A 22,702-nucleotide genomic window follows, 5' to 3' on the forward strand; every position below is an offset into this window, starting at 1 on the left:
CCTCCGGCCCCCTCCCCCACCGGGGGCCCGCCCCCCCCCCCCGTCTGTCGGTCGACACCGACACGACCGACACGGCATCACCCCGTGGAGACCGCGACCCCGGATCGGCCATGATGGCTGTTGCTGCCCCGACCGATGTCCCGACCGGACCCCCCACGCGGCTCAGCCGACTCCCCGCGGCGCGAGCGACCTTCCCACGGAACGAGGATCACCCTGATGAGCGACGAAGGCCTGTCCATCTTCGACGGCGACGAGAAGTCGACCCCCACTCCCGGCAAGACCGGCGGCTCCGCGGCACCGCGCAGCGCACCCTCGTCAGACGCCGAGCGCACTCAGGTGATCGCCCCCGTGCCGGGGGCAGGCCCCTCGTCGGGAGCATCCGCCCCTCCCCCGATCGGTGCCCCGGCCGCCGCGCCGGCACGGCCGGCTGCGTCGCCGCCGCCCGCCGCCGCTCCGCCCCAGCGGCCCCCCGCGCCGACGTCGAGCACCGCGACGTTCCCGCTCGTGCGGCGCGGCGGCTACGACCCCGCCGCGGTCGACACCAAGATCCGCCAGCTGAGCAGTGAGAAGGCGGGCCTGAGCGCCGGGTTGACGGAGTCGGAGAAGCGCGTCCTGCAGCTGGAGGAGGAGGTCGCCGGGCTGCGCAAGGAGCTCGCCGAGAACGCCGCCCCCTCCTACGCCGGCCTGGGCGGCCGCGCGAGCACGATGCTGCGCCTGGCCGAGGAGGAGGCCGACGAGATCCGCAACGTCGCGCGCCACGAGGCCACCGAGATCCGGGCCCAGGCCGAGCGCGATGCCAAGGCGATCCGTGCCGACGCGACCCGCGAGGTCGAGGACATGAAGGTGGTCCAGCTCCGCGAGCTCGACGAGACCCGCGCTCGCCTCAAGAAGGACGCCGAGCAGGAGCGCTCGCTGGCGCGCAGCGAGGCCGAGGATCTCGTCGCGACAGCCAAGCGCGAGGCCGACCAGCTCCGGTTGGCCGCCCAGCAGGAGACCAGCGAGCAGCGCACCGGTGCGCAGCGCGAGGTGGAGCAGGCCCGTGCCGCGGCCGACCGCGAGGTCCAGGAGGCCCGCCGCACGCTCGCCGTCGAGCGCGAACGGCTGGCACGCGAGGCGACCGACCACCACAACGTCGCCCTCGCCGAGACCAAGCGCCTCGTCGACGAGGCCGAGCAGCGCGCCAAGGCCGCCGAGCTGCGTGCGGCCGAGGCGATCAAGCAGGCCAACGAACACCGCACCGCGACCCAGTCCGAGGCCGACGCCGCTCTGGCCCGGGCACAGCGCGAGGCGGAGCAGGTCGTGGTGGCGGCCCAACAGAAGGCCGAGTCGATCCTCGCCAGCAGCGACGACGCTCAACAGCGCGAGATCGCGCAGACCCGCGCGGAACTGGACCGACTGACCAAGCGGCGCGACGCGATCGTGGCGCAGCTCGCCTCCCTGCGCGAGGTCATGTCCGGGTCCGCCGAGGACGACGAGTGACGACTGGCTCCTCGCCTGAGAACGAGAGCCCCGCGGACCCGACCGGCGACGAGCCGGTCGTCGAGGAGCTCACCGAGCTGACGTCGCGCGCCGAGGACGCCGCAGAGCGTGCCGAGGTCTCGGCAGATCTCGCGGTCGCGGCCGCGCAGATCGCCGTCGCCGGCGAGGAGCTGGGCACGCCCGGCCCGCCCTTCGACCGACGCAGCCCGTTCTACATCGGACTGATCGGCGGCCTCGGGTTCTTCGTGTCCTGGTGGCTCTTCGACGCCATCACCGGCATCGGCTCGGTGCTGACGCTGGTCGTCGTCGCGCTGTTCCTCGCCGCGGGCCTCAACCCGGCGGTGGTGATCCTCGAGCGCCGCGCCCGGATGCGGCGATCGTGGGCCGTGGCGGTCGTCATCGTCGCCGCACTGAGCGCCGTCGCGCTGTTCATCGTGGCGATCGTGCCGGTGATCACCGACCAGGTCCGCTCGCTCAGCGACAACGTGCCGATGTGGCTCGACGAGCTGCAGAAGAACCGTCAGGTGCAGGAGCTCAACGACGAGTTCGACATCCTGAACAAGATCGAGGAGTACGTCGCCAACGGCGACTTCGTCAGCGGTCTGTTCGGTGGCGCCATCGGGATCGGCCTGGCGGTCCTGTCGGCGCTCTTCAACGCCTTCATCGTGATCGTGCTGACGCTCTACTTCCTCTCCTCGCTGGAGACGACGAAGGGTGCGCTGTACCGCCTGGCGCCCGCCTCGCGTCGCGACCGGGTCAGCCGGCTGGGCGATCGGATCATCGCCAACGTGGGCGGCTACGTCGCCGGTGCGTTCGTGGTGGCCACCTGCGCGGGTTTCTCCTCGCTGGTGTTCCTGTTCTTCGTGGGCCTGAGCGAGTACGCGGTCGCCTTGGCGTTCGTGGTGGCGCTCCTCGACGTCATCCCCATGATCGGCGCGACGATCGGCGCGGTCATCGTGTCGGCGATCGCGTTCGCGACCGACCTCAAGATGGGCATCGCGTGCGTGATCTTCTATGTGATCTACCAGCAGGTGGAGAACTACGTGATCTACCCGCGCGTGATGAAGCGTTCGGTCGACGTCCCCGGGGCGGTCACCGTGATCGCCGCCTTGGTCGGCGCCGCACTGATGGGCGTGGTGGGCGCGCTGCTCGCCATCCCGACGGCCGCTGCGATCCTGCTCATCACGCGCGAGGTCGTGGTCAAGCGGCAGGACCAGCGGTAGCGACCGGGCGCTGCTCGGAGCTCTCCAGGTCCTCGACGGCGAGCAGGATGCCGCCGTCCTCTGCGGCCGCGATCGGGCGCGGCTCACCGAGCTTGACTCCCACGACGCCGAGCAGGATCAGCGCACCCCCGAGCAGCTGCACCCCGCCCGGGAGCTGGTCGAGCAGTAGCCAGGCCCACACCACGCCCGCGACGACCTCGCTCAGCGCCACGAACGAGGCCAGACGCGACCCGAGGATGCGACCGGCGACGATCCCGGCGACGTAGGCCATCGCCGCGGTCACCAGACCGAGCAGCAGCAGCGGCACCCACCAGGCGACGTCGACCCCGGCGTAGGTCACCGACGCCTCCGACGTCGCCATCGGGAGAAGGCCGACGAGCCCCAGCAGCCCGAGCACGCCGGCGCCCACCAGGAGACCGCCGCTCGCGAGCGCGATCGGCGGCAGACCCGTGGTGTCGTCGGCGTTGATGATGAAGTAGGCCGCGCAGCCGACCATCGCCGCGAGCGCCCAGGAGACCCCGGCGACGTTCAGCGAGGCGCCGGAGAGCACGTCGAGCACCAACACCAGGCCGAGAGCGCAGATGCCCGCGCCGGCCAGCGTGACGGGACCGGGCCGCTGGCCGTGGCGCAGCCACAGCCACACGACCACCGCCGCCGGTGCGGTGTACTCGATGAGCAGCGCCGGCCCGACCTCCATGTGCGAGACAGCCGAGAAGTAGCAGAACTGGGCACCGGCCACGGCGAGCAGGCCGTAGAGGCCGATCAGGCGCACGTTGTCGCGCACCAGCCCCCACCGCCCCCGCAGTGCGCGCACGCCGAAGGGGGCGACGGCGAGGGCACCCAGGGTGATCCGGATGAGCACCACCGCGCCCGGCGTCCACCCCGAGTCCAGCAGCGGACGCGCGAGCGCGCCCGACATGCCGAAGGTCACCGCCGAGACCAGCGCGAAGGCCAGCCCGGTCGACAGGGAGGAGGACCGTGCCGATGGCCGGTCATGCGTCAACGTACTCATGACTCATGACAGTACGAGACGATCGTGTAATCTGTCAATGTGGTATTCGCCCATGACGTCGAGATGTCCCTCCAGGCTGCCGTCGTCCTGGCGAACAGCGCCCTGGAGCCCGACACCATGACGAGCGTCGAGGAGCTCGCGGAGTTCTTCGTCGAACACGGCTACACGGGGCGCCACGACCGCGACCGGGCCGAGCTGGACGCCGTCCGTTCGCTGCGCCCCGAGCTGCGGGCGTTGCTCACCACCGACCGCGACGGCGCCGTGGAGATCGTGAACCGGATGCTCGCCGAGGAGAGTGCACTCCCCCAGCTGGTACGCCACGACCAGTTCGACTGGCACTTCCACGCCGTCGACACGGCCGAGCCGTGGGCGCGCCGCATCCGCGTGGAGAGCGCGATGGCCATGGTCGACGTCATCCGTGCCGACGAGATGTCGCGCCTCTCGGTCTGTGCCGACGACGACTGCGACGGCGTGGTGCTCGACCTCTCGCGCAACCGCTCGCGACGCTTCTGCTCCACCGCCTGCGGCAACCGCAACGCCGTCGCCGCGTACCGAGCGCGGCAGGCTCAGAGCTGAGCCGTCGAGGACTCAGCAGTAGCGGGGGCGGTAGTCCGGGCTGAGCGCGCGGTCCCGCAGCACGACCGGCACCAGCGAGCCGTACTGCGAGCAGGCGCTGCGGAAGTCGGCGGCCGAGTACTCGATCATCAGCACGGCGGCCCCGAAGTGGTCGACGTAGTCGTCGCACTCGTCCCAGCGAGCGCACGACTCGGCCACGGCGAAGTCGAACCCGACCCGGCGTCCGTCCAGGTCGGCCAGGTTCTTCTGTCCGACGGCGAGCCCGGCACGATGCGCCGCCGCGGTCAGCAGACGCGAGTAGGCGAGTGTCTGGCGGCGGGTGAGCAGCCCCCCGGACCGTGTGTAGGCGTCCAGATTGTCGAACTCGACGGCGTCGAACCCGCGCCGCGCACAGCCCCCCGCCCACCTCCCCATCACCTCGGCGAGAGCCGCACGCTTGGCCGGCGTCCGGATGTCGAGCAGCCACTCGCCCCACGCCTCGTCGACGACCGGTCGTCCAGCTCGTTTCAGCACCAGATCCCAGTACTGCGTGCGCCAGAGCCGCTTCTCGTTCGGCTGGGTCTGGAACCCGTTGACGTAGCAGACGTTGTAGCGCCCCTCGACCGGCCGGGCCGTCCGGTCACGGGCGATCACGCCGACGTGGCCGGGGCGGCTCGCGGAGCCGCCGAGCTGGTAGTCGACGTCCGCGCCCGCCGGCCACGGGGCGGGCGCTGGCACGCCGAGCGCCGCGGAGGACGACGGGGACAGCAGCCCGGCGAACAGCGTGAGCAGCAGCACCAGGCCGGACAGTCGTTCCACATCCGCCACGGTACGGGCAGAGTGGCGACATGGACTCTCCCGCCGCCAGTGGACCCGAGATCGAGCGCATCGAGGTCGAGCGCCTGGTCACCGCGCCGGCCGAGGCGGTGTTCGCCGTGCTCTGCGACCCGCACGGGCACGTGGCGATCGACTCCTCGGGCATGCTCCAGGACGCGACGGGCGAGGCGGTGGGCGCGGCCGGCGACACCTTCGTGGTGCACATGGATCGTGAAGCGCTCGGCGACTTCCCGGAGATGGGCACCTACGACGTCACCGTCACCATCACCGAGTTCGAGCAGGACCGGCTCATCGCCTGGAGTGTGCTCGGGCGGATTCGGCCCCAGATCGGGCACGTCTACGGCTACCGGCTCGAGGCGGTCGGGCAGCGCAGCACCCGGGTCACCTCGTTCTACGACTGGAGCACCATCCACCCCGACTGGCGGGCGATGGGGATCTTCCCCGTGCTCTCCGAGCAGCACCTGCGCGCCAGCCTGGGCACCCTCGACCGCACCGTCCGGCGGGGCTCCCCCCGCCCCTGACACGTTGCCCCGTCTTCAGATAAAGACGGGTCAACCCGGAAATGGGCGTTGACCCGTCTTCACCTGAAGACGGGTCAACGCGAGAGGCCTGCGGATCGGTCAGGCGGAGTAGTCGTGGAAGCCGATCTTGGTCTTGCGACCGAGGTGACCGTCGGCGACCTTCTTCTCCAGGGTCGCGGCGGGCGCGAAGCCGGGCTCCTTGAACTCGGCGAACAGCTCCTGCTGGATCGCGAGCGAGACGTCGTTGCCCACGACGTCCAGCAGTTCGAACGGACCCATGGGCAGGCTCGCCTGCTCCTTGATCGCGGCGTTGATGGTGTCCATCTCCACCCCCGACTCGAGGAGTTTGACGGCGTCGTTGAGGTAGGGGAACAGCAGGCAGTTGACGATGAAGCCCGAACGGTCGCTGCAGCTCACGGCGACCTTGCCGACGTTCGCGCACAGCGCCAGCACGGTCTCGTTGACGTCGGCCTCGGTCGACTCGGTGGTCACGACCTCGACGAGCTTCATCACCGGGGCCGGGTTGAAGAAGTGCATGCCGATGACGTCACCGGGGCGGTTGGTGACCGCACCGAGCTGGGTGATCGGCATGCTCGAGGTGGTGGTCGCCAGGATCGCACCGGGCTTGCAGATGCGATCGAGGTCCTTGTAGAGCTCGGTCTTGATCGCGAGGTCCTCCGCGATGGCCTCGACGACGATGTCGACGCCGGCGAGCGACTCGCGCTCGGTCGATCCGGAGATCCGGCCGAGCACGTCGGACTTCTCGTCCTCGGTCGACTTCCCGCGGCTAATCGCGCGGTCGAGGTTCTTGGTGATGTAGCCGATGACGCCGTCGAGCTTGTCCTGACCCCGGCCGACCACGACGACGTCGTAGCCGCTCTGCGCGAAGACCTGGACGATGCCGCTGGCCATGGTGCCGGTGCCGACGACACCGACCGAGGAGATCGCACGCTTGAACTCCGGCGCGGCCGAACCCTCACCGGAACCACCGGTGAACGAGCCACCCTCGGCGGCGACCTTCTCCAGGAGGTCCGCGGGCTGGTGGAGGTGATCGCCGGACTCGGCGTAGCGGGCGGCGAGCACGTCGCGGACGGCGGCCGGGCCGATCTGGTCGATGACGGCGAGCGGGCCCTGCGGGTAGCCGCAGCCGAACCGCATGCCGTTGTCGATGTCGGTCGCGGTGGCATACCCCGACTCGAGCATGCGTACGGCGTGGTTGAGGTAGGGGTAGATCAGCGTGGTGGCGATCTGGTCGTTCCCAAGGGCGTCAGAGGTCATGGGGCCGATGATCGCACGGAAACTACCCACCGGTAATACGGAGGTCCGATCGGCGGATGGATCGGCCACGCGGGTAGATTCTCCGCCCGTGAGACTCGTCGTGGCCCGCTGCCAGGTTGACTACGCCGGGCGGCTCACCGCCCACCTGCCGATGGCCACGCGCGTGCTGATGATCAAGGCCGACGGCTCGGTGCTGGTGCACGCCGACGGCGGTTCCTATAAGCCGCTCAACTGGATGTCGCCGCCCTGCTCGCTGCGCGAGGGGACCACCGACGAGGGCCAGGTCGAGTGGACGGTGACCAACCCCAAGACCGACGACACCCTGCGGATCCTCATCGAGGAGATCCACCACGAGTCCAGCCACGACCTCGGAATCGACCCCGGCCTGCAGAAGGACGGCGTCGAAAGGCATCTGCAGGAGCTGCTCGCCGAGCACCCGACCTCGCTCTCCCCCGGCCTGACGCTCGTCCGCCGCGAGTTCCCGACCGCGATCGGGCCGGTCGACCTGATGTGTCGCGACGCCGACGGCCTCAGCGTCGCGGTCGAGATCAAGCGTCGCGGAGAGATCGACGGCGTCGAGCAGCTCACTCGCTACCTCGAGCTCCTCAACCGCGACCCGCTCCTGATCGCCAAGGGCGCCGTGCGCGGCATCTTCGCGGCCCAGGAGATCAAGCCGCAGGCCCGCGTGCTCGCCGAGGACCGGGGCATCGCGTGCGCCGTCGTCGACTACGACGCCCTGCGCGGGATCGACGATCCCACCGATCGACTCTTCTGAGCCATGGAGCGCCTCAAAGCCCGCGTGGCCTGCGTCGCGCTCCTCGCGCTGCTCTCGGCGTGCGGCGCCCAGCGCTCGGACACCACGACGACGACGTGCGCCGAGTTCGCCGCGATGAACGATCTCGCCCGACGTCTGACCATGGCCGAGTACTTCGGCGACCTCGCGGGACGCCGCGACGACCTCCCGATCGCCACCGACGAGGGGCGGGAGCTGCTCGCGATCGCCGTCGACCGGGAGTGCGAGCTCGCCTCCGACGGCGCGACGCTCGACGAGGTGATCCGCTGAGCCGGCGGATCGCCGGGTCACCTCCGCCGGAGGCTCAGGCTCCGGCGACGCGCGGCGCGGTCGCGTCGGACTCGCCGCCACCCTGCTCGCGCGCCACGTAGTCCTCGATGTCGTCGATGTCGTCGGAGTTGCGGGTGACGACGGCGAGCAGGTCGCTCATGGTCGCGACCTCCTCGACCTGCTCCTTGATGAACCACTGCATGAACTGCTCCGAGGCGTAGTCGTCCTCGGACCGGGCGATCTTGAGCAGTCCGTTGATCTGCTCGGTCACCTTCTTCTCCTGCGCCAGCGCCAGCTCGACCGGGGAGACGACACCCTCGAACGCGGCCACGGGGGCCTCGACGCCGGGGATCTGCACGGCCATGTCGGTGTCGAGGAGGTACTGCACCATCATCATCGCGTGGTCGCGCTCCTCGAGCGCCTGCCCGTAGAAGAACGCCGCCATCTGCGGCATCGTCATGGCGTCGTAGTGCACCGCGATCGCGAGGTACTGGTTGTGGGCGGCCAGCTCGTTGCCGATCTGCACGTTGAGCTGGTCGGCGAAAGACTGAGCGGTCACGGATTCCTCCTGGATAGTGCGGGCCGCGCCCGACACCGAATCAGGCGGCCTTGGCGAGCTTCTTCTTGGTGACCTTCTTGCCATCGAGGCGCACCAGTCTGCGGTGCTTGACCGTATACCCGGTCGGCAGCGTGCCGTCCTTCAGCATGCGCAAGGGGCAGCGACCGCACTTCTTCTGCGCGTCGCAGCACTTGGTCTTGGGCAGCTTGACGACGGTGCTCTTACCGCCCTTGCCGCCCTTCTTGCTCTTGCCCACGACCTCACGATACACCGTGAGTTAGGAAAGGCTTACTTCACGAACTCAGCCCTCGAGACCCTGGGCCGCGCGGATCACGCCCACGATTCCGCCCATGATCTCGGTCAATCCGTAGTCCTTGGGCGTGTAGACCGCGGCGATGCCGGCCTCCATCAGCGCCCGTCCGTCGGACTCCGGGATGATCCCGCCGACGATCACCGGGACGTCGTCCAAGCCCGCCTCGCGCAGCCCCTCGAGCACCGCGGGCACCAGTTCCATGTGCGAGCCCGAGAGGATCGAGAGACCGACGCAGTGCACGTCCTCGGCGACCGCAGCCGCGACGATCTGCTCCGGCGTCAGCCGGATGCCCTGGTAGATCACCTCGAAGCCAGCGTCGCGCGCCCGGACGGCGACCTGCTCGGCGCCGTTGGAGTGTCCGTCCAGGCCCGGCTTGCCGACCAGCAGGCGAAGGCGCCCGCCGAGCTCCTCGCCCGTCCGGCGGACCTGCTCGCGCACCTCGGTGAGCTCGGCACCTGCCTCCGCCACCCCGACGGCACCGCCGACCCCGGTGGGGGCGCGGAACTCGCCGAACACCTCGCGCAGGGTGGCGGCCCACTCCCCCGTCGTCGCACCGGCGCGCGCGGCGGCGAGCGTGGCGTCCATCAGGTTCGTCTCGGTGACGGCGTCCTCGGCGAGCTTCTGCAGCGCCTTGGCCACGGCGTCCTCGTCACGTGCGGCCTTCCACTCGGTCACCGAGGTCCGGGCAGCCTGCTCGGCCTGCGGGTCGGCGGCCATGATCGCCTCGTCCAGGTTGGCCGTGAGCGGCGAGGCCTCGGTGGTGTCGAACTTGTTGACGCCGACGATGATCTCGTCGCCGCTCTCGATCCGCGCACGGCGAGCGGCGTGGGCCGAGACGAGCTCCTGCTTCATGTAGCCGGACTCGACGGCGGCGATCGCTCCCCCCATCGCCTGGACGCGGTCCATCTCGGCCTTCGCGCCCTCGACGAGCTCGCGGACCTTGGCCTCGATCACGGTCGAGCCGTCGAAGATGTCGTCGTACTCGAGCAGGTCGGACTCGAACGCCAGCACCTGCTGCAGACGCAGCGACCACTGCTGGTCCCATGGGCGCGGCAGGCCGAGGGCCTCGTTCCACGCGGGCAGCTGGACGGCGCGCGCGCGGGCCTTCTTCGACAGCGTCACACCGAGCATCTCGAGCACGATGCGCTGGACGTTGTTCTCCGGCTGCGCCTCGGTCAGCCCGAGCGAGTTGACCTGCACGCCGTAGCGGAACCGGCGCATCTTGGCGTCGGTGACGCCGTACCGCTCGCGGGTGATCTCATCCCACAACTCCACGAAGGCCCGCATCTTGCACGTCTCCTCGACGAACCGCACGCCGGCGTTGACGAAGAAGGAGATCCGGCCGACGACCTTGCCGAAGTCCTCCTCGGAGACCTGCCCGGAGTTCTTCACCTGGTCCAGCACGGCGATCGCGGTGCACAGGGAGTATGCGAGCTCCTGGGTCGGCGTCGCGCCGGCCTCCTGCAGGTGGTAGCTGCAGATGTTGATCGGGTTCCACTTCGGGATCCGGTGCACCGTGTAGGCGATCATGTCGCTGATCAGACGCAACGAGTGCTGGGGCGGGAACACGTAGGTCCCGCGCGAGAGGTACTCCTTGATGATGTCGTTCTGCGTCGTGCCGGCCAGCTGCGCCGCGACGTCCTCAGGCGCGAGCTCGGGGTTCTGCTCCTCCGCAGCCACCTGGTAGAGGGCGAGCATCCACATCGCCACGGCGTTGATCGTCATCGAGGTGTTCATCTCGGTGAGCGGGATCTCGTCGAAGAGCTTGCGCATCTCACCGAGGTGCGGGACGGGCACGCCGACCTTGCCGACCTCGCCGCGCGACATGATCGAGTCGGGGTCGTACCCGGTCTGGGTCGGCAGGTCGAAGGCGATGGAGAGACCGGTCTGCCCCTTGGCCAGGTTGGTCCGGTAGAGCGCGTTGGAGGCCGTCGCCGTCGAGTGGCCGGCGTAGGTGCGCATCACCCAGGGCTTGTCCTTGACGGGTCGGTCGATCTCCGAGGCGGCGCCGTGGCTGACCGGCGACTCCGCGGGCGTCGTCGGCTGATCGGCGGTGCTCCCCGTGCTCTCACTCATGAGGTGCAGCGTAGGGCGTCTCCTTACCCGAAGGTAACGAATCCGGGCTGTGGGTTAGCGCACGTTAACCAGCGCGCGACGCGAGCCCAGACCCGCGGCGCCGACTGCGGCCACGAGTCCGATCGCCCAGAGCGCGAGCACCGGGTAGCCCCACACCCCGACGACGACACCGGCCAACCCGCCCGCTGCGGCCGCCGTCAGTCCCATGATCAGGTCGATCGACCCCTGGACGTCGGTACGGACCTCGATCGGCGCATGCCTCGCGACGAGGGTCGAGGCCGCGACCGTGGCGAACGACCAGCCGAGACCGAGCAGGAAGAGCCCCGCGGTGATCTGCCACGAACTCCCCTCCGGCGCGCTCGAGCACAGCACCATCGCCGCCAACAGCTGAGCGGCACCGGCGACCAGCACCATCGGCTGGCCCACGGCGTCGACGAGACGCCCGACCAGCGGCGAGAACGCGAACATCCCGAGCACGTGCAGGCTGATCACCAGGCCGATGACGTCGAGCTCGGCGTGCCCGTGCTCCATGTGGAGCGGCGTCATCACCATCACCGCCACCATCGCGGCGTGCGCCGTCGCCATGCCGACCATCGCCCAGGCCAGCACCGGACGCTCGCGCACCGTCGCCATCGCCACGCTCCAGGTGGTGCCCGACGGTGCCGCTGCTCCGGCCCCGCTCATCTCGCGGGCGAGTAGGAGCGGGTCCGGGCGCAGGAGCACGGCCAGCACGGCCGCGGCCGCCAGCATCCCGAGACTGCCCAGCGCGAACGGTCCGGTCAGCTCGGGGATACCGAGCCGGTCCGCGAAGGCGCCGGCCGGACCGGTCAGGTTCGGCCCCGCGACAGCGCCGATCGTCGTCGCCCAGACGACCATCGACAGGTCGCGGCCGGTCCGGGTCGGGTCGGCGAGATCCGTCGCGGCGTAGCGGGCGCTGCTGTTGGCCGCCGTCGTGGTGCCCAGCAGGGCCGCTCCGGCGAGCAGGAGAAGCATCGACTCCACGACGCCGGCGGCCACCGCGAGGACGGCCCCGACAGCGCCGATCAGGTAGCCGGCGACGAGCCCGATCCGGCGTCCGCGGCGTGCCATCACCCGCGCCAGCACGTAGGACGCGACCGCGGCTCCGAGCACCTGCGCGGTCTGCGCCAGGCCGGCCTGGCTCTCCGAGCCGGAGATGTCGCGGGCCAACAGCGACGCCGTCGCGATACCGATGGTGATACCGATGGCCCCCACTGCCTGTGCGGTCGCGAGCACGCGCACGGTCCGGCGCTGCACCCGCGCGAGGTCGACAGCCTCGGAGGGGCCGACGGCGGCCCTCGGCGTGAGTGCTCCGCTCACCGCTCGGAGGCCGGGAGCTCGAGCGCCGACCACACCGCGGCCCAGACCTGCTTGGGCGGCACCCCGGCGTCGAGCGCCTCACGCGCGGTCCGACCTTCGAGGTCCGCCATCACGTACTGCGTCGCCCACACGCGGGCATAGCCCTCGCCCAGGTGCTGGTTCATCCGCGACCAGAACTCGGTGTGGCGCATCACGGCGCGACGTCCCCGAGGTGGTGGACGTCGTCGTGGAGGTGGTAGCGGCCGATCGTGGTGACGGTGAACTCGCTCCCGTTGCTGCGCAGACCGGCCCTCTCGTACTGCTCGGGCTGGACGGCGTCGTAGATCGCCGCGACGGCCTCGGCCGCGTCGACCAGCTCGACCGACACGGTGGCCGGGTCGGCGAGGTCGTAGCGCTCCGCCAGCGCTGTCGCGTCCTGGTCCCAGTTCGCGAACGTCGGGCAGTCCTGCTCGAGCATCATCCGCACGCGCACCGCGAACAGGCGGTGGACGTCGCGGACATGCGCGCCGTACTCGACGGGCGACCAGACGTCGTCGCGCGGCCGCGTACGTGCATCAGGGCGTGCGAGCGCCTCGACCCACACGGCGGCATTGGCGCGTATCAGCGATCCGAGTTCGGGGACCTCGACCTCGGCGGCCGTGAATCCGCACTCGGTGCACGTCTTCTCCAGCACCCAGGTCCAGTTCTTGGTGTCCGGTTCGATCGGCGGCGTCACGACCCGATCCTCCCACCCGCCCAGAGCGCATGTCAGTCGGGTTTCGTCGCAGCACGCGAGTCGCGGCACGGCGTGTGGACCGGCTCCCGGGACTGTCGGCGGACTCTGCGACGCTGACGGTGATGGACATCCTGGACGCGCTCGGTCGGCATCTGCCGTCGTCCTTCGGCGCGCGCACACTCGAGGCGGGGCGGGCCATCCGGTCCGACGGAGCAGTGCTGGATCTCTGGATCGACGACGCCCACGGCGGCACCGCGCAGGGCGGTGGTCTCGTGCAGGGCACGACGGCGGCGCCGTACGAGGTCGGATTCTCCCTCGAGCAGTCCGGGGCGGCGGCGAGCATCGACACGTTGTGCACCTGCCCGGTCTCCTTCCAGTGCAAGCACGGCGCAGCGGTCGCGCTCGTGCTCGCGGCCGCCCGCGAGGAGACGCGGGCGGCTCGTCGAACCTGGCGCGACGAGGTCGACGACTTGAGCCGCGGGCTGCTCGGCACCGATCCCGGCGAGATCAGGCCCGGCGTCGGCCTCGAGTTCAGCACGATCCCGGAGGTCGCCGCCGCCGACGGCGCGCCGGAACGGATCGTGCTGCGGCCGATGCGACCGGGGGCGCGCGGCGGATGGGCCAAGTCCGGCCTGGGCTGGTCGGAGATACCGCTGGCGCGCGTGCGTCGCTCCTACGATCCCGATCAGCTCGCCGTCCTGGAGCGCCTGCTCGACGCGCTCCGCGGGCACGGCCACTGGCGCGACGGCACCGACCCCGTTCTCGACCAGTTCGGTCCGCATCTCGTGCCGCTCCTGCGCGACGCGCTCGCTGTCGGAGTCACGATGCTCACCTCGGCCGGCGTTCCCGCGATCCGGCTGATGGACGGCCCGGTGTCGCTCGGCCTCGATCTCGTCCAGGCGGGCAGGGAGGCCGCGGTGACGCCGATCCTGCGCGACTCCCACACCGGACGGCAATGGACGAGCGCCGACGCGCTGATCTACGGCAACCCCGCCTCCGTCGTCACCCTGCACGATCCGGACGGCGTGACCATCGCCGAGCTCCGGCCACGGCTCGACGCAGAAGGGAGGCGCGCCTTCGCCCGCGCGCCCATCACCCTGCCGGCGTCGGAGGTTCCCGAGCTGCTCACGGCGGTGACCCCGCTACGTCGCTCGATCGCGGTGCTCTCCTCCGACGCCACGGTACCGATCACCGACGCACCGCAGGCGACGCTGCGCGGCACGATCCGGTGGCGCGACGCCGCGGATGCCGATGTCGACTGGACCTGGCGCTACGGACTCCACGACGCCATCGACCTCGACGACGACACCGACTCCCCCGTTCGGGATCGAGTGGCTGAGCGCGCCATCCTGGCCCGCATGAGTCCGGCCCCGGAGGCCGCGCGCTACCGGGTGGCAGGGCCGCACGCACTCCGTCTCGCCAGGGAGTGCGTCCCGGCGTGGACGAAGCTGGAGGGAGTCGAGATCGAGCAGAGCGATCCGCCCGTCCTCCGCGAGACCGACGCCGAGCCACGGATCCTCTTCCGGCCCGCGACGGACACGGCCGAGCAGACCGACGAGGGCACCGACTGGCTCGACCTCTTCGTCGTCGTCGAGGTGGACGGCGAGGCCGTGCCGCTCGCGGCGATCGTCGAGGCGATCACCCTCGAGTCCGACCACGTCCTGCTCCCCAGCGGCCTGCTGCTCCGCACCGACCACCCCGTGTTCGGTCGACTGATCGAGGTGGTCCGGGCCGCGGCGCAGCTGCACGACCAGCGTGGGGACCGCGTTCGCGTGAACCGCGACGACGCGGGCACCCTCGCCGCGGCGGCCGACCTCGGCGAGGTCGAGGGTCCCGCGCGGGAATGGGTCGCACGCGCCCGTTCCCTGCGCGATCTGGTGAGCCTGCCGGACGTCGAGCCGGCCGGACTGACCTCCACACTCCGGCCCTACCAGCGCGACGGTGTGCGCTGGCTGACATTCCTGTGCGAGCAAGGCCTCGGCGGCATCCTCGCCGACGACATGGGCCTGGGGAAGACCCTGCAGGTGCTCGCCCTGATCGCCCACGCGCGCGAGCGTCGTGCCGGCGCGCCGTTCCTCGTGGTCGCGCCTACGTCCGTCGTCTCCAACTGGGCGCGCGAGTCACGGGTGCACACCCCTGGGCTCACGGTTCGAGCGGTCACCTCCACGGCCTCGCGCCGCTCGGAGTCACTCGAGCAGCTGGCGGCCGGCGCCGATGTCGTCGTGACCAGCTACACCTTGTTGCGCCTGGACCAGGAGGAGTACACCCGAGCGCCGTGGGGCGGTCTCGTCTTCGACGAGGCCCAGCAGTTGAAGAACCATCGCAGCAAGGTGCACACCGCAGCCCTCGAGTTGCGAGCCCCCTTCAAGCTGGCCGTCACGGGCACGCCGTTCGAGAACCGGTTGGTAGAGCTGTGGTCGTTGCTGGCGATCGTGGCGCCGGGGCTCTACCCACGAGAGCGGACCTTCCGTGACCACGTCGTCATCCCCGTGGAGAAGCAGGGCGACAAGGCCGCGCTGTCCCGGCTCCACCAGCGGATCAGACCGTTCATGCTGCGCCGCACCAAGGAGCTGGTCGCCCCCGATCTTCCGCCGAAGCAGGAGCAGGTCATCACCGTCGACCTGACACCGGCACACCGACGCATCTACGAGACCCACCTCAACCGCGAGCGGCAACGGGTCCTGGGGCTCGTGGAGGACTTCTCCGAGAACCAGGTGGCAGTCCTTGCGGCGCTGACCAAGCTGCGCCAACTCGCGCTCGACCCCGCGCTGATCGACCCGGCGCACCACGACGTCCCGGCCGCCAAGATCGACGTCCTCGCCGACCGGATCGCCGAATGCGTCGCCGAAGGTCATCGGGCCCTGGTCTTCAGCAGCTTCACCGGCTTCCTCACTCGCGTCCGGCAGCGGCTCGAGGCCGACGGCGTCGCGTGCGCCTACCTCGACGGCGCGACGCGCGACCGCGCAGAGGTGATCGAGAGCTTCCACCGTGGCGAGGCGGAGGCCTTCTTGATCAGCCTCAAGGCGGGCGGCACCGGCCTCACCCTCACCGAGGCCGACTACGTCTTCGTCCTCGACCCCTGGTGGAACCCGGCAGCCGAGGCGCAGGCGGTCGACCGGGCCCATCGCATCGGACAGCAGCAGACGGTGATGGTCTACCGCCTCGTCGCTGCCGACACCGTCGAGGAGAAGGTGATGGCACTCAAGGAGCGCAAGGCCAGGCTGTTCGCCCAGGTCGTCGACGGCGAGGGTGGTCTCGCGACGGGCCTGACCGCCGACGACGTCAGGGAGCTGTTCAGCTGAGGTCACCCGGCGCGCCACTCGCCGGTGGCGAGGGCGTCGGTCGGGTCACCGGTTCCAGTCCGTGCCGGGTGGTCGCGCCTCGAGCCACGCCTGGAGGCCCGTCAGGGACGACCCGCTCATCGCGAGCTCGACCTCGCCCTGCGGACTCTGACAGCGGATGACCAGATGATCGGGATAGAGCGAGAGCTGTTCTGCACCGACGGCCTCGCGTTGACCGTCATAGCTCAGGTCATCACGTGGCCAGGAGCGACGCGGACGCGGCGAGAGGGAGAAGACCCGGAACCACTCCAGACTGTCGCCGGTGTACCGGCCCAGGCCGAGAACCCAACCGCGTCCGTCCCCGTGAGGACGGACGCGGTGAGAGAGTTCGAACGTGCCGCCGTGACGCCCGATCACGCGACGACGGAGCACGAGCGCCACGCCGTAGGCGAGCGCAAGGAGGAGCAGCGCACCCGCGATGTCCAGCAGCCACTGCCACCAGGCCATTCGCGTGCTCCTCCTCCGTTCGGGGTTCGGAGCCTAGCCGGTCCATCGCCCGCCCCCGACGCCGGGGCGGGCGATCGTTATCGACCTGCAGCCGATCAGGACGCGCGCTCGACGGCGCGAATGTGCGCCTCGGCGCGACGGATCGCGCGCTCGGCCTCGTCCGCGGAGTCGAAGCGACCGTCGTTGGCCTGCTCGAGCTCGGTGCGTGCGGCGTCGACGTCGATCTCGTTGGAGAGCAACGCGTGCTCGGACAGCACCGAGACGCGGTCGTTCGCCACCGAGATGAAGCCACCGTCCACCACCGCCACCACCGTGTGGCCCTCGTCGGAGGTGATCTCCACGACCGCCTGGGTGAGCAGCGACAGCAGCGGAGCGTGACCCTTGAGGACACCCAGGTCGCCGTCGACGGTGCGGGCGATGACCATGGCGGCCTCGCCGGACCACACGGTCCGGTCGGCCGCCACGAGCTCGACGTGCAGAGCGTCAGCCATCAGAGGCTCTTCTGAATCTCGGCCCACTTCTTCTCGACGTCGTCCAGACCGCCACACATGAAGAAGGCCTGCTCGGCCACGTGGTCGTACTCACCGTCGGCGATCTTGTTGAACGCCTCGATGGTGTCGGCGACCGGGACGGTCGAACCCTCGATGCCCGTGAACTGCTTGGCCACGTAGGTGTTCTGCGACAGGAACCGCTGGATCCGGCGAGCACGGGACACGATGATCTTGTCCTCTTCGGAGAGCTCGTCGACACCGAGGATCGCGATGATGTCCTGGAGCTCCTTGTTGCGCTGCAGGATCTGCTTGACGCGGATCGCGCAGTCGTAGTGCGCCTGACCGATGTACTGCGGGTCGAGGATCCGCGAGGTCGAGGTCAGCGGGTCCACCGCGGGGTAGATACCGAGCGAGGCGATCTCTCGCGACAGCTCGGTGGTGGCGTCGAGGTGGGCGAACGTCGTGGCCGGCGCCGGGTCGGTGTAGTCGTCGGCCGGCACGTAGATCGCCTGCAACGAGGTGATCGAGTGGCCTCGCGTCGAGGTGATCCGCTCCTGGAGCGTCCCCATCTCGTCGGCGAGGTTCGGCTGATAACCCACGGCGGACGGCATACGGCCGAGCAGCGTGGACACCTCGGAGCCGGCCTGGGTGAACCGGAAGATGTTGTCGATGAAGAGCAGCACGTCCTGGTTCTGAACGTCGCGGAAGTACTCCGCCATCGTCAGCGCCGAGAGCGCCACGCGCAGGCGCGTGCCCGGCGGCTCGTCCATCTGACCGAACACGAGGGCGGTCTGGCCCAGAACGCCGGCCTCCTCCATCTCGACCATCAGGTCGTTGCCCTCACGAGTGCGCTCGCCGACACCGGCGAACACCGACACGCCACCGTGGTCGCGCGCCACGCGGGCGATCATCTCCTGGATGAGCACGGTCTTGCCGACGCCGGCACCACCGAAGAGGCCGATCTTCCCACCCTGCACGTACGGGGTGAGGAGGTCGATGACCTTGATGCCGGTCTCGAACATCTGGGTCTTCGACTCCAGCTGGTCGAACGCCGGCGCCTTGCGGTGGATGCCCCAGCGCTCGGTCGCCTCGAACGTCTCGTCCGGCCCGAGGTTGAGCACGTCGCCGGTGGCGTTGAACACCTTGCCGAGCGTCGCGTCGCCGACCGGAACCATGATCGGGTTGCCGGTGTCGACGACCTGCGCACCGCGGACGAGACCGTCCGTGGGCTTCAGCGAGATGGCGCGGACCATGCCGTCGCCGATGTGCTGGGCGACCTCCAGCGGCAGGACCGAGGTCTCACCGCTGATCGTCACCTCGCTCTCGAGCTTGTTGTAGATCGCCGGCATCGCGTCCGCGGGGAACTCGACGTCCACCACCGGGCCGATGACGCGGGCGATACGACCGACGCTCGCGGCGCCGGACTGAGTGGTCTCTTCAACCGTTGCAGTCATGATCTTTCCTCTTGATCCGGTGGGGTCAGTCGCTGGCGGAGTTGGCGTCGGCAAGCGCGTTCACGCCACCCACGATCTCGCTGATTTCCTGGGTGATGCCGGCCTGGCGCGCCTGGTTGGCGATCCGGGTGAACTTCTTGATGAGTTCCTCGGCGTTGTCGGTGGCCGACTTCATCGCCTTCTGGCGAGCAGCCAGCTCGGAGGCCGCGGCCTGCAGGAACGCGAAGAAGATCCGGCTCTGCACGTACTGCGGGAGCAGCCCGTCGAGCACGGCCTCGGCCGACGGCTCGAACTCGTACAGAGGCAGCAGCTCAGCGTCTCCCGGTGCCTCCTCACCCTCGACGACCTCGAGCGGCAGCAGCCGCACCGCGGTCGGCTCCTGCACGAGCATCGACTTGAAGCGCGTGTAGACCACGTGCACCTCGTCGACGTCGCCGGGCTCGCCCGGGCTGAGCAGGAAGGAGTCGATCAGCGTCTTGCCGATCTCCGCGGCGACCTCGTAGTCCGGCTGGTCGGAGAAGCCCGTCCAGGAGTTCACGACGTCGCGGTTGCGGAACTTGAAGTAGGCAACGCCCTTGCGACCGGTGATGTACCAGTCCACGGCCTTGCCCTCCGCGCGCAGGCGCTCGGCGAGGCGCTCGGCCTCCTTCAGCACGCTGGAGGAGTAGGCGCCGGCCAGACCGCGGTCGCTGGTCACGACCAGTACCGCAGCCCGAGTCGGGTTGTCCTCCTCCTTGGTCAGCGGGTGGTCGACGTTGGAGAACGTCGCCACCGCCGAGACCGCACGGGTCAGCTCGCGGGCGTACGGCGCTGCCGCCTGCGCCCGCTGCTGCGCCTTGATGATGCGGGACGCAGCGATGAGCTCCATGGCACGCGTGATCTTCTTGGTCGACTCGACCGAGCGGATCCGCGCGCGATACTCACGCAGCGAAACGGCCATGGAGGATCAGCCCCGCTTCTGCTTGACGATCGTCTCCTGCTCGACGTCCTCGTCCTCGAGAGCGGCGTGGTCCTCGCGGCCGGCCTTCAGCGAGCCGCCGTCGGAGGTCTCGAACTGGGAGAGGAAGGACTCGTAGGCCTGCTCCAACCCGGCCTCGTCCTCGAACTTCGTCGTCTCGCGGATGGCCGAAAGGATGCCGGCGTGCGAGCGACGCAAGTAGTCGAGGAACTCGCTCTCGAAGCGGAGCACGTCGTCGGTGGAGACCTTGTCGAGACGACCGGTCGTACCGAGCCACAGCGAGACGGTCATCTCCTCGAGCGGGTACGGCGAGTATGCCGGCTGCTTGAGGAGCGCCATCAGACGCTGTCCGCGGTCGAGCTGCTGGCGCGAGGCCGCGTCGAGGTCGGAGGCGAACATCGCGAAGGCCTCCATGGCGCGGAACTGCGCCAGGTCGACCTTGAGCGAACCGGTGACGGCCTTCATCGCCTTGGTCATCGCCGAGCCACCCACGCGGGAGACCGAGATGCCGACGTCGATGGCCGGACGCTGGTTGGCCGCGAACAGGTCGGACTGCAGGAAGATCTGACCGTCGGTGATCGAGATGACGTTGGTCGGGATGAACGCCGAGACGTCGTTGGCCTTGGTCTCGATGATCGGCAGACCCGTCATCGAGCCCGCACCGAGGTCGTCCGACAGCTTCGCGCAGCGCTCGAGAAGGCGGCTGTGCAGGTAGAAGACGTCACCCGGGTAGGCCTCACGGCCCGGCGGCCGACGCAGGAGGAGCGACACCGCGCGGTAGGCCTCGGCCTGCTTGGTCAGGTCGTCGAAGACGATCAGGACGTGCTTGCCGTCGTACATCCACTGCTGGCCGATGGCCGAGCCGGTGTACGGCGCGAGGTACTTGAAACCCGCACTGTCGGAGGCGGGGGCGGCGACGATGGTGGTGTACTCCAGCGCGCCGGCCTCCTCGAGGGCCCCACGCACCGAGGCGATCGTCGAGCCCTTCTGGCCGATGGCGACGTAGATGCAGCGCACCTGCTTGTCGGGGTCGCCCGACTCCCAGTTCTGCTTCTGGTTGATGATCGTGTCGATCGCGATCGTGGTCTTGCCGGTCGCGCGGTCGCCGATGATCAGCTGACGCTGGCCACGGCCGATCGGCGTCATGGCGTCGATGGCCTTGATGCCCGTCGCGAGCGGCTCGTGCACCGACTTGCGCTGCACCACGGTCGGGGCCTGCAGCTCGAGCGCACGGCGGCCGACGGCCTCGATGTCGCCCAGCCCGTCGATCGGGTTGCCCAGCGGGTCGACGACGCGACCCATGAAGTTGTCGCCCACCGGGACCGAGAGGATCTCGCCGGTGCGTCGCACCGTCTGACCCTCCTCGATCTTGTCGAAGTCGCCGAGGATGACGACACCGATCTCGCGGGTCTCCAGGTTCAAGGCGAGGCCGAGCGTGCCGTCCTCGAACTCCAAGAGCTCGTTGGCCATGCACGAGGGCAGGCCGGAGACCCGAGCGATTCCGTCGGCGGCCTGGGCGACCGTGCCGACCTCTTCCTTGCTCGCCGCCTCGGGCTGGTAGTCGGCGACGTACTTCTGCAGTGCGTCGCGGATCTCCTCCGGACGGATGGAGAGCTCCGTCATCGTGGTTCCTTCTCTCTTCCCTGGCAGGGACGAACGTGGATGGTGAACGAGTGGGGTGGGTCAGCCGACGAGTCGGCGGCGAGCGTCGTCGAGTCGGCTGGAGACCGTGCCGTCGATGACGTCGTCACCGATCTCGACGCGGGCGCCGCCCAACAGGGCGGGGTCGACCAGCAGGTTGAGGTGGACCGGACGTCCGTATTGCGACGTCAGGGCCGCCGTGAGGCGGGCGGTCTCGCCCTCCGTCAGCGGCCGGGCCACCCGCACGGTGGCGACCGACTCGCCGTGGACGTCGGCCGCGACCTTCTGGTACTCGGCGAGTGCCACCGAGACCGTCCGGTAGCTGCCCGAGAGTGCCTGCTTGGCCAGCGTGACCGTGGCGGGCAGGGCCTTGCCGTCGAGCAACGCGGAGACCAGGCCGGCGCGGTCGGCGACCGAGCGGGAGGGATCCGACAGCGCGTCGCGCAGTGCGGGGTCCTCCTTGACGGCCTGGCCGAACGTGAACAGCTCGTCCGCGAGCCGGTCGCCGTCGTTGCCGGCGGACCGGACGGCGGCGACGACACTGAGGTGCTCCAAGGCGTCGGCGAGGTCGCGGGTGGCGGTCCACCGACGCGTCACCGCGTCGCCGAAGACGCCGACGGCGGCCTCGGAGAGCTTGCCTCCGAACACCTCCGCGACCAGCCCCTGCTTGGCCTGGGCCGGAACCGAGGCGTCGGTGGCGAAACGACGCAGCGCACCGTCGGCGCGCAACGTCGATGCCACCGAGAACAGCTCGTCAGCCACCGTGGAGGCGTCGCCCGAGGCGAGCACGTCGGCGAGCTTGTCGAGCAGCGTCGCCAACGCCTCAGCGGATGCTCCGCGCAGATCCATCAGTTGACTCCCGGAGTCCCGGCCTCGAGGTCGGCCAGGAAGCGCTCGACGACGCGGCTCTGCCGCTCGTCGTCGTCCAGGCTCTCCCCGACGATGCGACCCGCCAGGGTGGTCGCCAGCGTGCCGACCTCGGCGCGCAACGACGTCACCGCCTGCTGGCGCTCGGCCTCGATCTGGGTCTTGCCGTGGTCGACGATGCGCGTCGCCTCGGCCTGGGCCTGCTCGCGCAGCTCGGCGACGATCTGCGCACCCTGCTCGCGAGCCTCCTCGCGGATGCGGGCGGCCTCGTGACGAGCGTCGGCGAGTTGCTGCTCGAGCTCGGCGAGCTTCGCGTCGGCCTCGGCCTGCTTGCTCTCAGCAGCGGCGATGCCGCCCTCGATCGCCTTGGTGCGCTCGGCGAACGTCGCCTCGAACTTCGGTGCGACGAACTTCTTGATCGCGAAGAAGAGGATGCCGAACACCACGAGGGAGATCGCGACCTCTTCCCACAGAGGGATGAGCGGGTTGTGCTCCTCCCCCTCTGCGGCCGCGAGGAACAGATGCGTAGACATC

General features: G+C 69.9%; 23 protein-coding genes. 7 read left to right on the forward strand and 16 right to left on the reverse strand.

The genetic code is table 11. From position 1 onward, the window contains the following. Window positions 1–216 precede the first annotated feature (216 nt). Both KSO97_RS13690 and KSO97_RS13695 read left to right on the forward strand, forming a co-directional pair. On the forward strand, window positions 217–1,479 hold the full coding sequence (locus KSO97_RS13690; RefSeq protein WP_232679806.1) for a hypothetical protein: 1,263 nt from the start codon (window positions 217–219) through the stop codon (window positions 1,477–1,479). Next, window positions 1,476–2,702: an AI-2E family transporter gene (locus tag KSO97_RS13695; RefSeq protein ID WP_232679808.1), complete on the forward strand. Its 1,227-nt coding sequence runs from the start codon at window positions 1,476–1,478 to the stop codon at window positions 2,700–2,702. Before KSO97_RS13690 ends, KSO97_RS13695 begins: the two co-directional genes overlap by 4 nt. Here the strand turns inward: KSO97_RS13695 and KSO97_RS13700 are convergent. Further along, window positions 2,680–3,714, reverse strand: a complete 1,035-nt coding sequence (locus KSO97_RS13700; protein ID WP_232679810.1) for a DMT family transporter — start codon at window positions 3,712–3,714, stop codon at window positions 2,680–2,682. The genes KSO97_RS13695 and KSO97_RS13700 overlap by 23 nt on opposite strands. 39 nt (window positions 3,715–3,753) lie before the next feature. On the opposite strand from KSO97_RS13700, the gene KSO97_RS13705 reads away from it, so the two are divergent. Further along, entirely contained in the window at window positions 3,754–4,290 is a 537-nt protein-coding gene (locus KSO97_RS13705; protein WP_232679812.1) for a CGNR zinc finger domain-containing protein, read from the forward strand. Window positions 4,291–4,302: 12 nt separating this feature from the next. Here the strand turns inward: KSO97_RS13705 and KSO97_RS13710 are convergent, their stop codons facing one another. After that, window positions 4,303–5,088, reverse strand: coding sequence for an endo alpha-1,4 polygalactosaminidase (locus tag KSO97_RS13710; protein WP_232679813.1), 786 nt, complete (start codon window positions 5,086–5,088; stop codon window positions 4,303–4,305). 29 nt (window positions 5,089–5,117) lie between these two features. Between KSO97_RS13710 and KSO97_RS13715 the strand changes: the two genes are divergently transcribed. After that, window positions 5,118–5,627 (forward strand): polyketide cyclase, encoded by a 510-nt coding sequence (locus KSO97_RS13715; protein ID WP_232679815.1) that lies wholly within the window; start codon window positions 5,118–5,120, stop codon window positions 5,625–5,627. A gap of 99 nt (window positions 5,628–5,726) precedes the next feature. Here the strand turns inward: KSO97_RS13715 and KSO97_RS13720 are convergent, their stop codons facing one another. Continuing rightward, window positions 5,727–6,905: a 3-hydroxyacyl-CoA dehydrogenase NAD-binding domain-containing protein gene (locus KSO97_RS13720; protein ID WP_232679817.1), complete on the reverse strand. Its 1,179-nt coding sequence runs from the start codon at window positions 6,903–6,905 to the stop codon at window positions 5,727–5,729. 88 nt (window positions 6,906–6,993) lie between these two features. Between KSO97_RS13720 and nucS the strand changes: the two genes are divergently transcribed. Together nucS and KSO97_RS13730 are read left to right on the forward strand one after the other, a co-directional pair. Continuing rightward, complete coding sequence (gene nucS / locus KSO97_RS13725; RefSeq protein WP_232679819.1) at window positions 6,994–7,680, forward strand: endonuclease NucS; 687 nt, start codon at window positions 6,994–6,996, stop codon at window positions 7,678–7,680. A gap of 3 nt (window positions 7,681–7,683) precedes the next feature. Then, window positions 7,684–7,968, forward strand: coding sequence for a hypothetical protein (locus tag KSO97_RS13730; RefSeq protein WP_232679821.1), 285 nt, complete (start codon window positions 7,684–7,686; stop codon window positions 7,966–7,968). A gap of 34 nt (window positions 7,969–8,002) precedes the next feature. Here the strand turns inward: KSO97_RS13730 and KSO97_RS13735 are convergent, their stop codons facing one another. From KSO97_RS13735 to KSO97_RS13760, 6 genes are read right to left on the reverse strand one after another with little or no spacing between them, the layout of a single operon-like run. Beyond that, a complete protein-coding gene (locus KSO97_RS13735) occupies window positions 8,003–8,527 on the reverse strand; it encodes a ferritin (RefSeq protein ID WP_232679823.1) in 525 nt (174 codons plus the stop codon). A gap of 40 nt (window positions 8,528–8,567) precedes the next feature. Then, window positions 8,568–8,783: a hypothetical protein gene (locus KSO97_RS13740; protein ID WP_232679825.1), complete on the reverse strand. Its 216-nt coding sequence runs from the start codon at window positions 8,781–8,783 to the stop codon at window positions 8,568–8,570. 45 nt (window positions 8,784–8,828) lie between these two features. Continuing rightward, window positions 8,829–10,916, reverse strand: coding sequence for a protein meaA (locus KSO97_RS13745; protein ID WP_232679827.1), 2,088 nt, complete (start codon window positions 10,914–10,916; stop codon window positions 8,829–8,831). 54 nt (window positions 10,917–10,970) lie between these two features. Then, a complete protein-coding gene (locus tag KSO97_RS13750; RefSeq protein WP_232679829.1) occupies window positions 10,971–12,254 on the reverse strand; it encodes an MFS transporter in 1,284 nt (427 codons plus the stop codon). Further along, complete coding sequence (locus tag KSO97_RS13755; protein ID WP_232679954.1) at window positions 12,251–12,445, reverse strand: DUF3046 domain-containing protein; 195 nt, start codon at window positions 12,443–12,445, stop codon at window positions 12,251–12,253. Before KSO97_RS13755 ends, KSO97_RS13750 begins: the two co-directional genes overlap by 4 nt. Then, on the reverse strand, window positions 12,445–12,969 hold the full coding sequence (locus KSO97_RS13760) for a DinB family protein (RefSeq protein ID WP_232679831.1): 525 nt from the start codon (window positions 12,967–12,969) through the stop codon (window positions 12,445–12,447). The genes KSO97_RS13755 and KSO97_RS13760 overlap by 1 nt, the downstream gene beginning before the upstream one ends. A gap of 122 nt (window positions 12,970–13,091) precedes the next feature. On the opposite strand from KSO97_RS13760, the gene KSO97_RS13765 reads away from it, so the two are divergent. Then, window positions 13,092–16,271: a DEAD/DEAH box helicase gene (locus KSO97_RS13765; protein ID WP_232679833.1), complete on the forward strand. Its 3,180-nt coding sequence runs from the start codon at window positions 13,092–13,094 to the stop codon at window positions 16,269–16,271. A gap of 45 nt (window positions 16,272–16,316) precedes the next feature. Here KSO97_RS13765 and KSO97_RS13770 read toward each other — a convergent pair whose 3' ends face one another. The 7 genes from KSO97_RS13770 to KSO97_RS13800 form a co-directional block, all read right to left on the reverse strand. Next, a complete protein-coding gene (locus tag KSO97_RS13770; RefSeq protein WP_232679835.1) occupies window positions 16,317–16,757 on the reverse strand; it encodes a DUF2550 domain-containing protein in 441 nt (146 codons plus the stop codon). Window positions 16,758–16,852: 95 nt separating this feature from the next. After that, window positions 16,853–17,248, reverse strand: coding sequence for a F0F1 ATP synthase subunit epsilon (locus KSO97_RS13775; protein WP_232679837.1), 396 nt, complete (start codon window positions 17,246–17,248; stop codon window positions 16,853–16,855). Next, window positions 17,248–18,702: a F0F1 ATP synthase subunit beta gene (gene atpD / locus KSO97_RS13780; protein ID WP_232679839.1), complete on the reverse strand. Its 1,455-nt coding sequence runs from the start codon at window positions 18,700–18,702 to the stop codon at window positions 17,248–17,250. Before atpD ends, KSO97_RS13775 begins: the two co-directional genes overlap by 1 nt. 25 nt (window positions 18,703–18,727) lie before the next feature. Continuing rightward, window positions 18,728–19,642, reverse strand: a complete 915-nt coding sequence (locus KSO97_RS13785; protein WP_232679841.1) for a F0F1 ATP synthase subunit gamma — start codon at window positions 19,640–19,642, stop codon at window positions 18,728–18,730. Between the two features lie 6 nt (window positions 19,643–19,648). Next, window positions 19,649–21,283, reverse strand: coding sequence for a F0F1 ATP synthase subunit alpha (gene atpA, locus KSO97_RS13790; protein ID WP_232679843.1), 1,635 nt, complete (start codon window positions 21,281–21,283; stop codon window positions 19,649–19,651). 60 nt (window positions 21,284–21,343) lie between these two features. Further along, window positions 21,344–22,150: a F0F1 ATP synthase subunit delta gene (locus KSO97_RS13795; RefSeq protein WP_232679845.1), complete on the reverse strand. Its 807-nt coding sequence runs from the start codon at window positions 22,148–22,150 to the stop codon at window positions 21,344–21,346. Continuing rightward, window positions 22,150–22,701, reverse strand: coding sequence for a F0F1 ATP synthase subunit B (locus tag KSO97_RS13800; RefSeq protein ID WP_374198509.1), 552 nt, complete (start codon window positions 22,699–22,701; stop codon window positions 22,150–22,152). The genes KSO97_RS13795 and KSO97_RS13800 overlap by 1 nt, the downstream gene beginning before the upstream one ends. Window position 22,702: the final 1 nt, after the last annotated feature.

Source organism: Nocardioides sp. R-C-SC26 (assembly GCF_021246465.1).
GTDB lineage: Bacteria > Actinomycetota > Actinomycetes > Propionibacteriales > Nocardioidaceae > Nocardioides.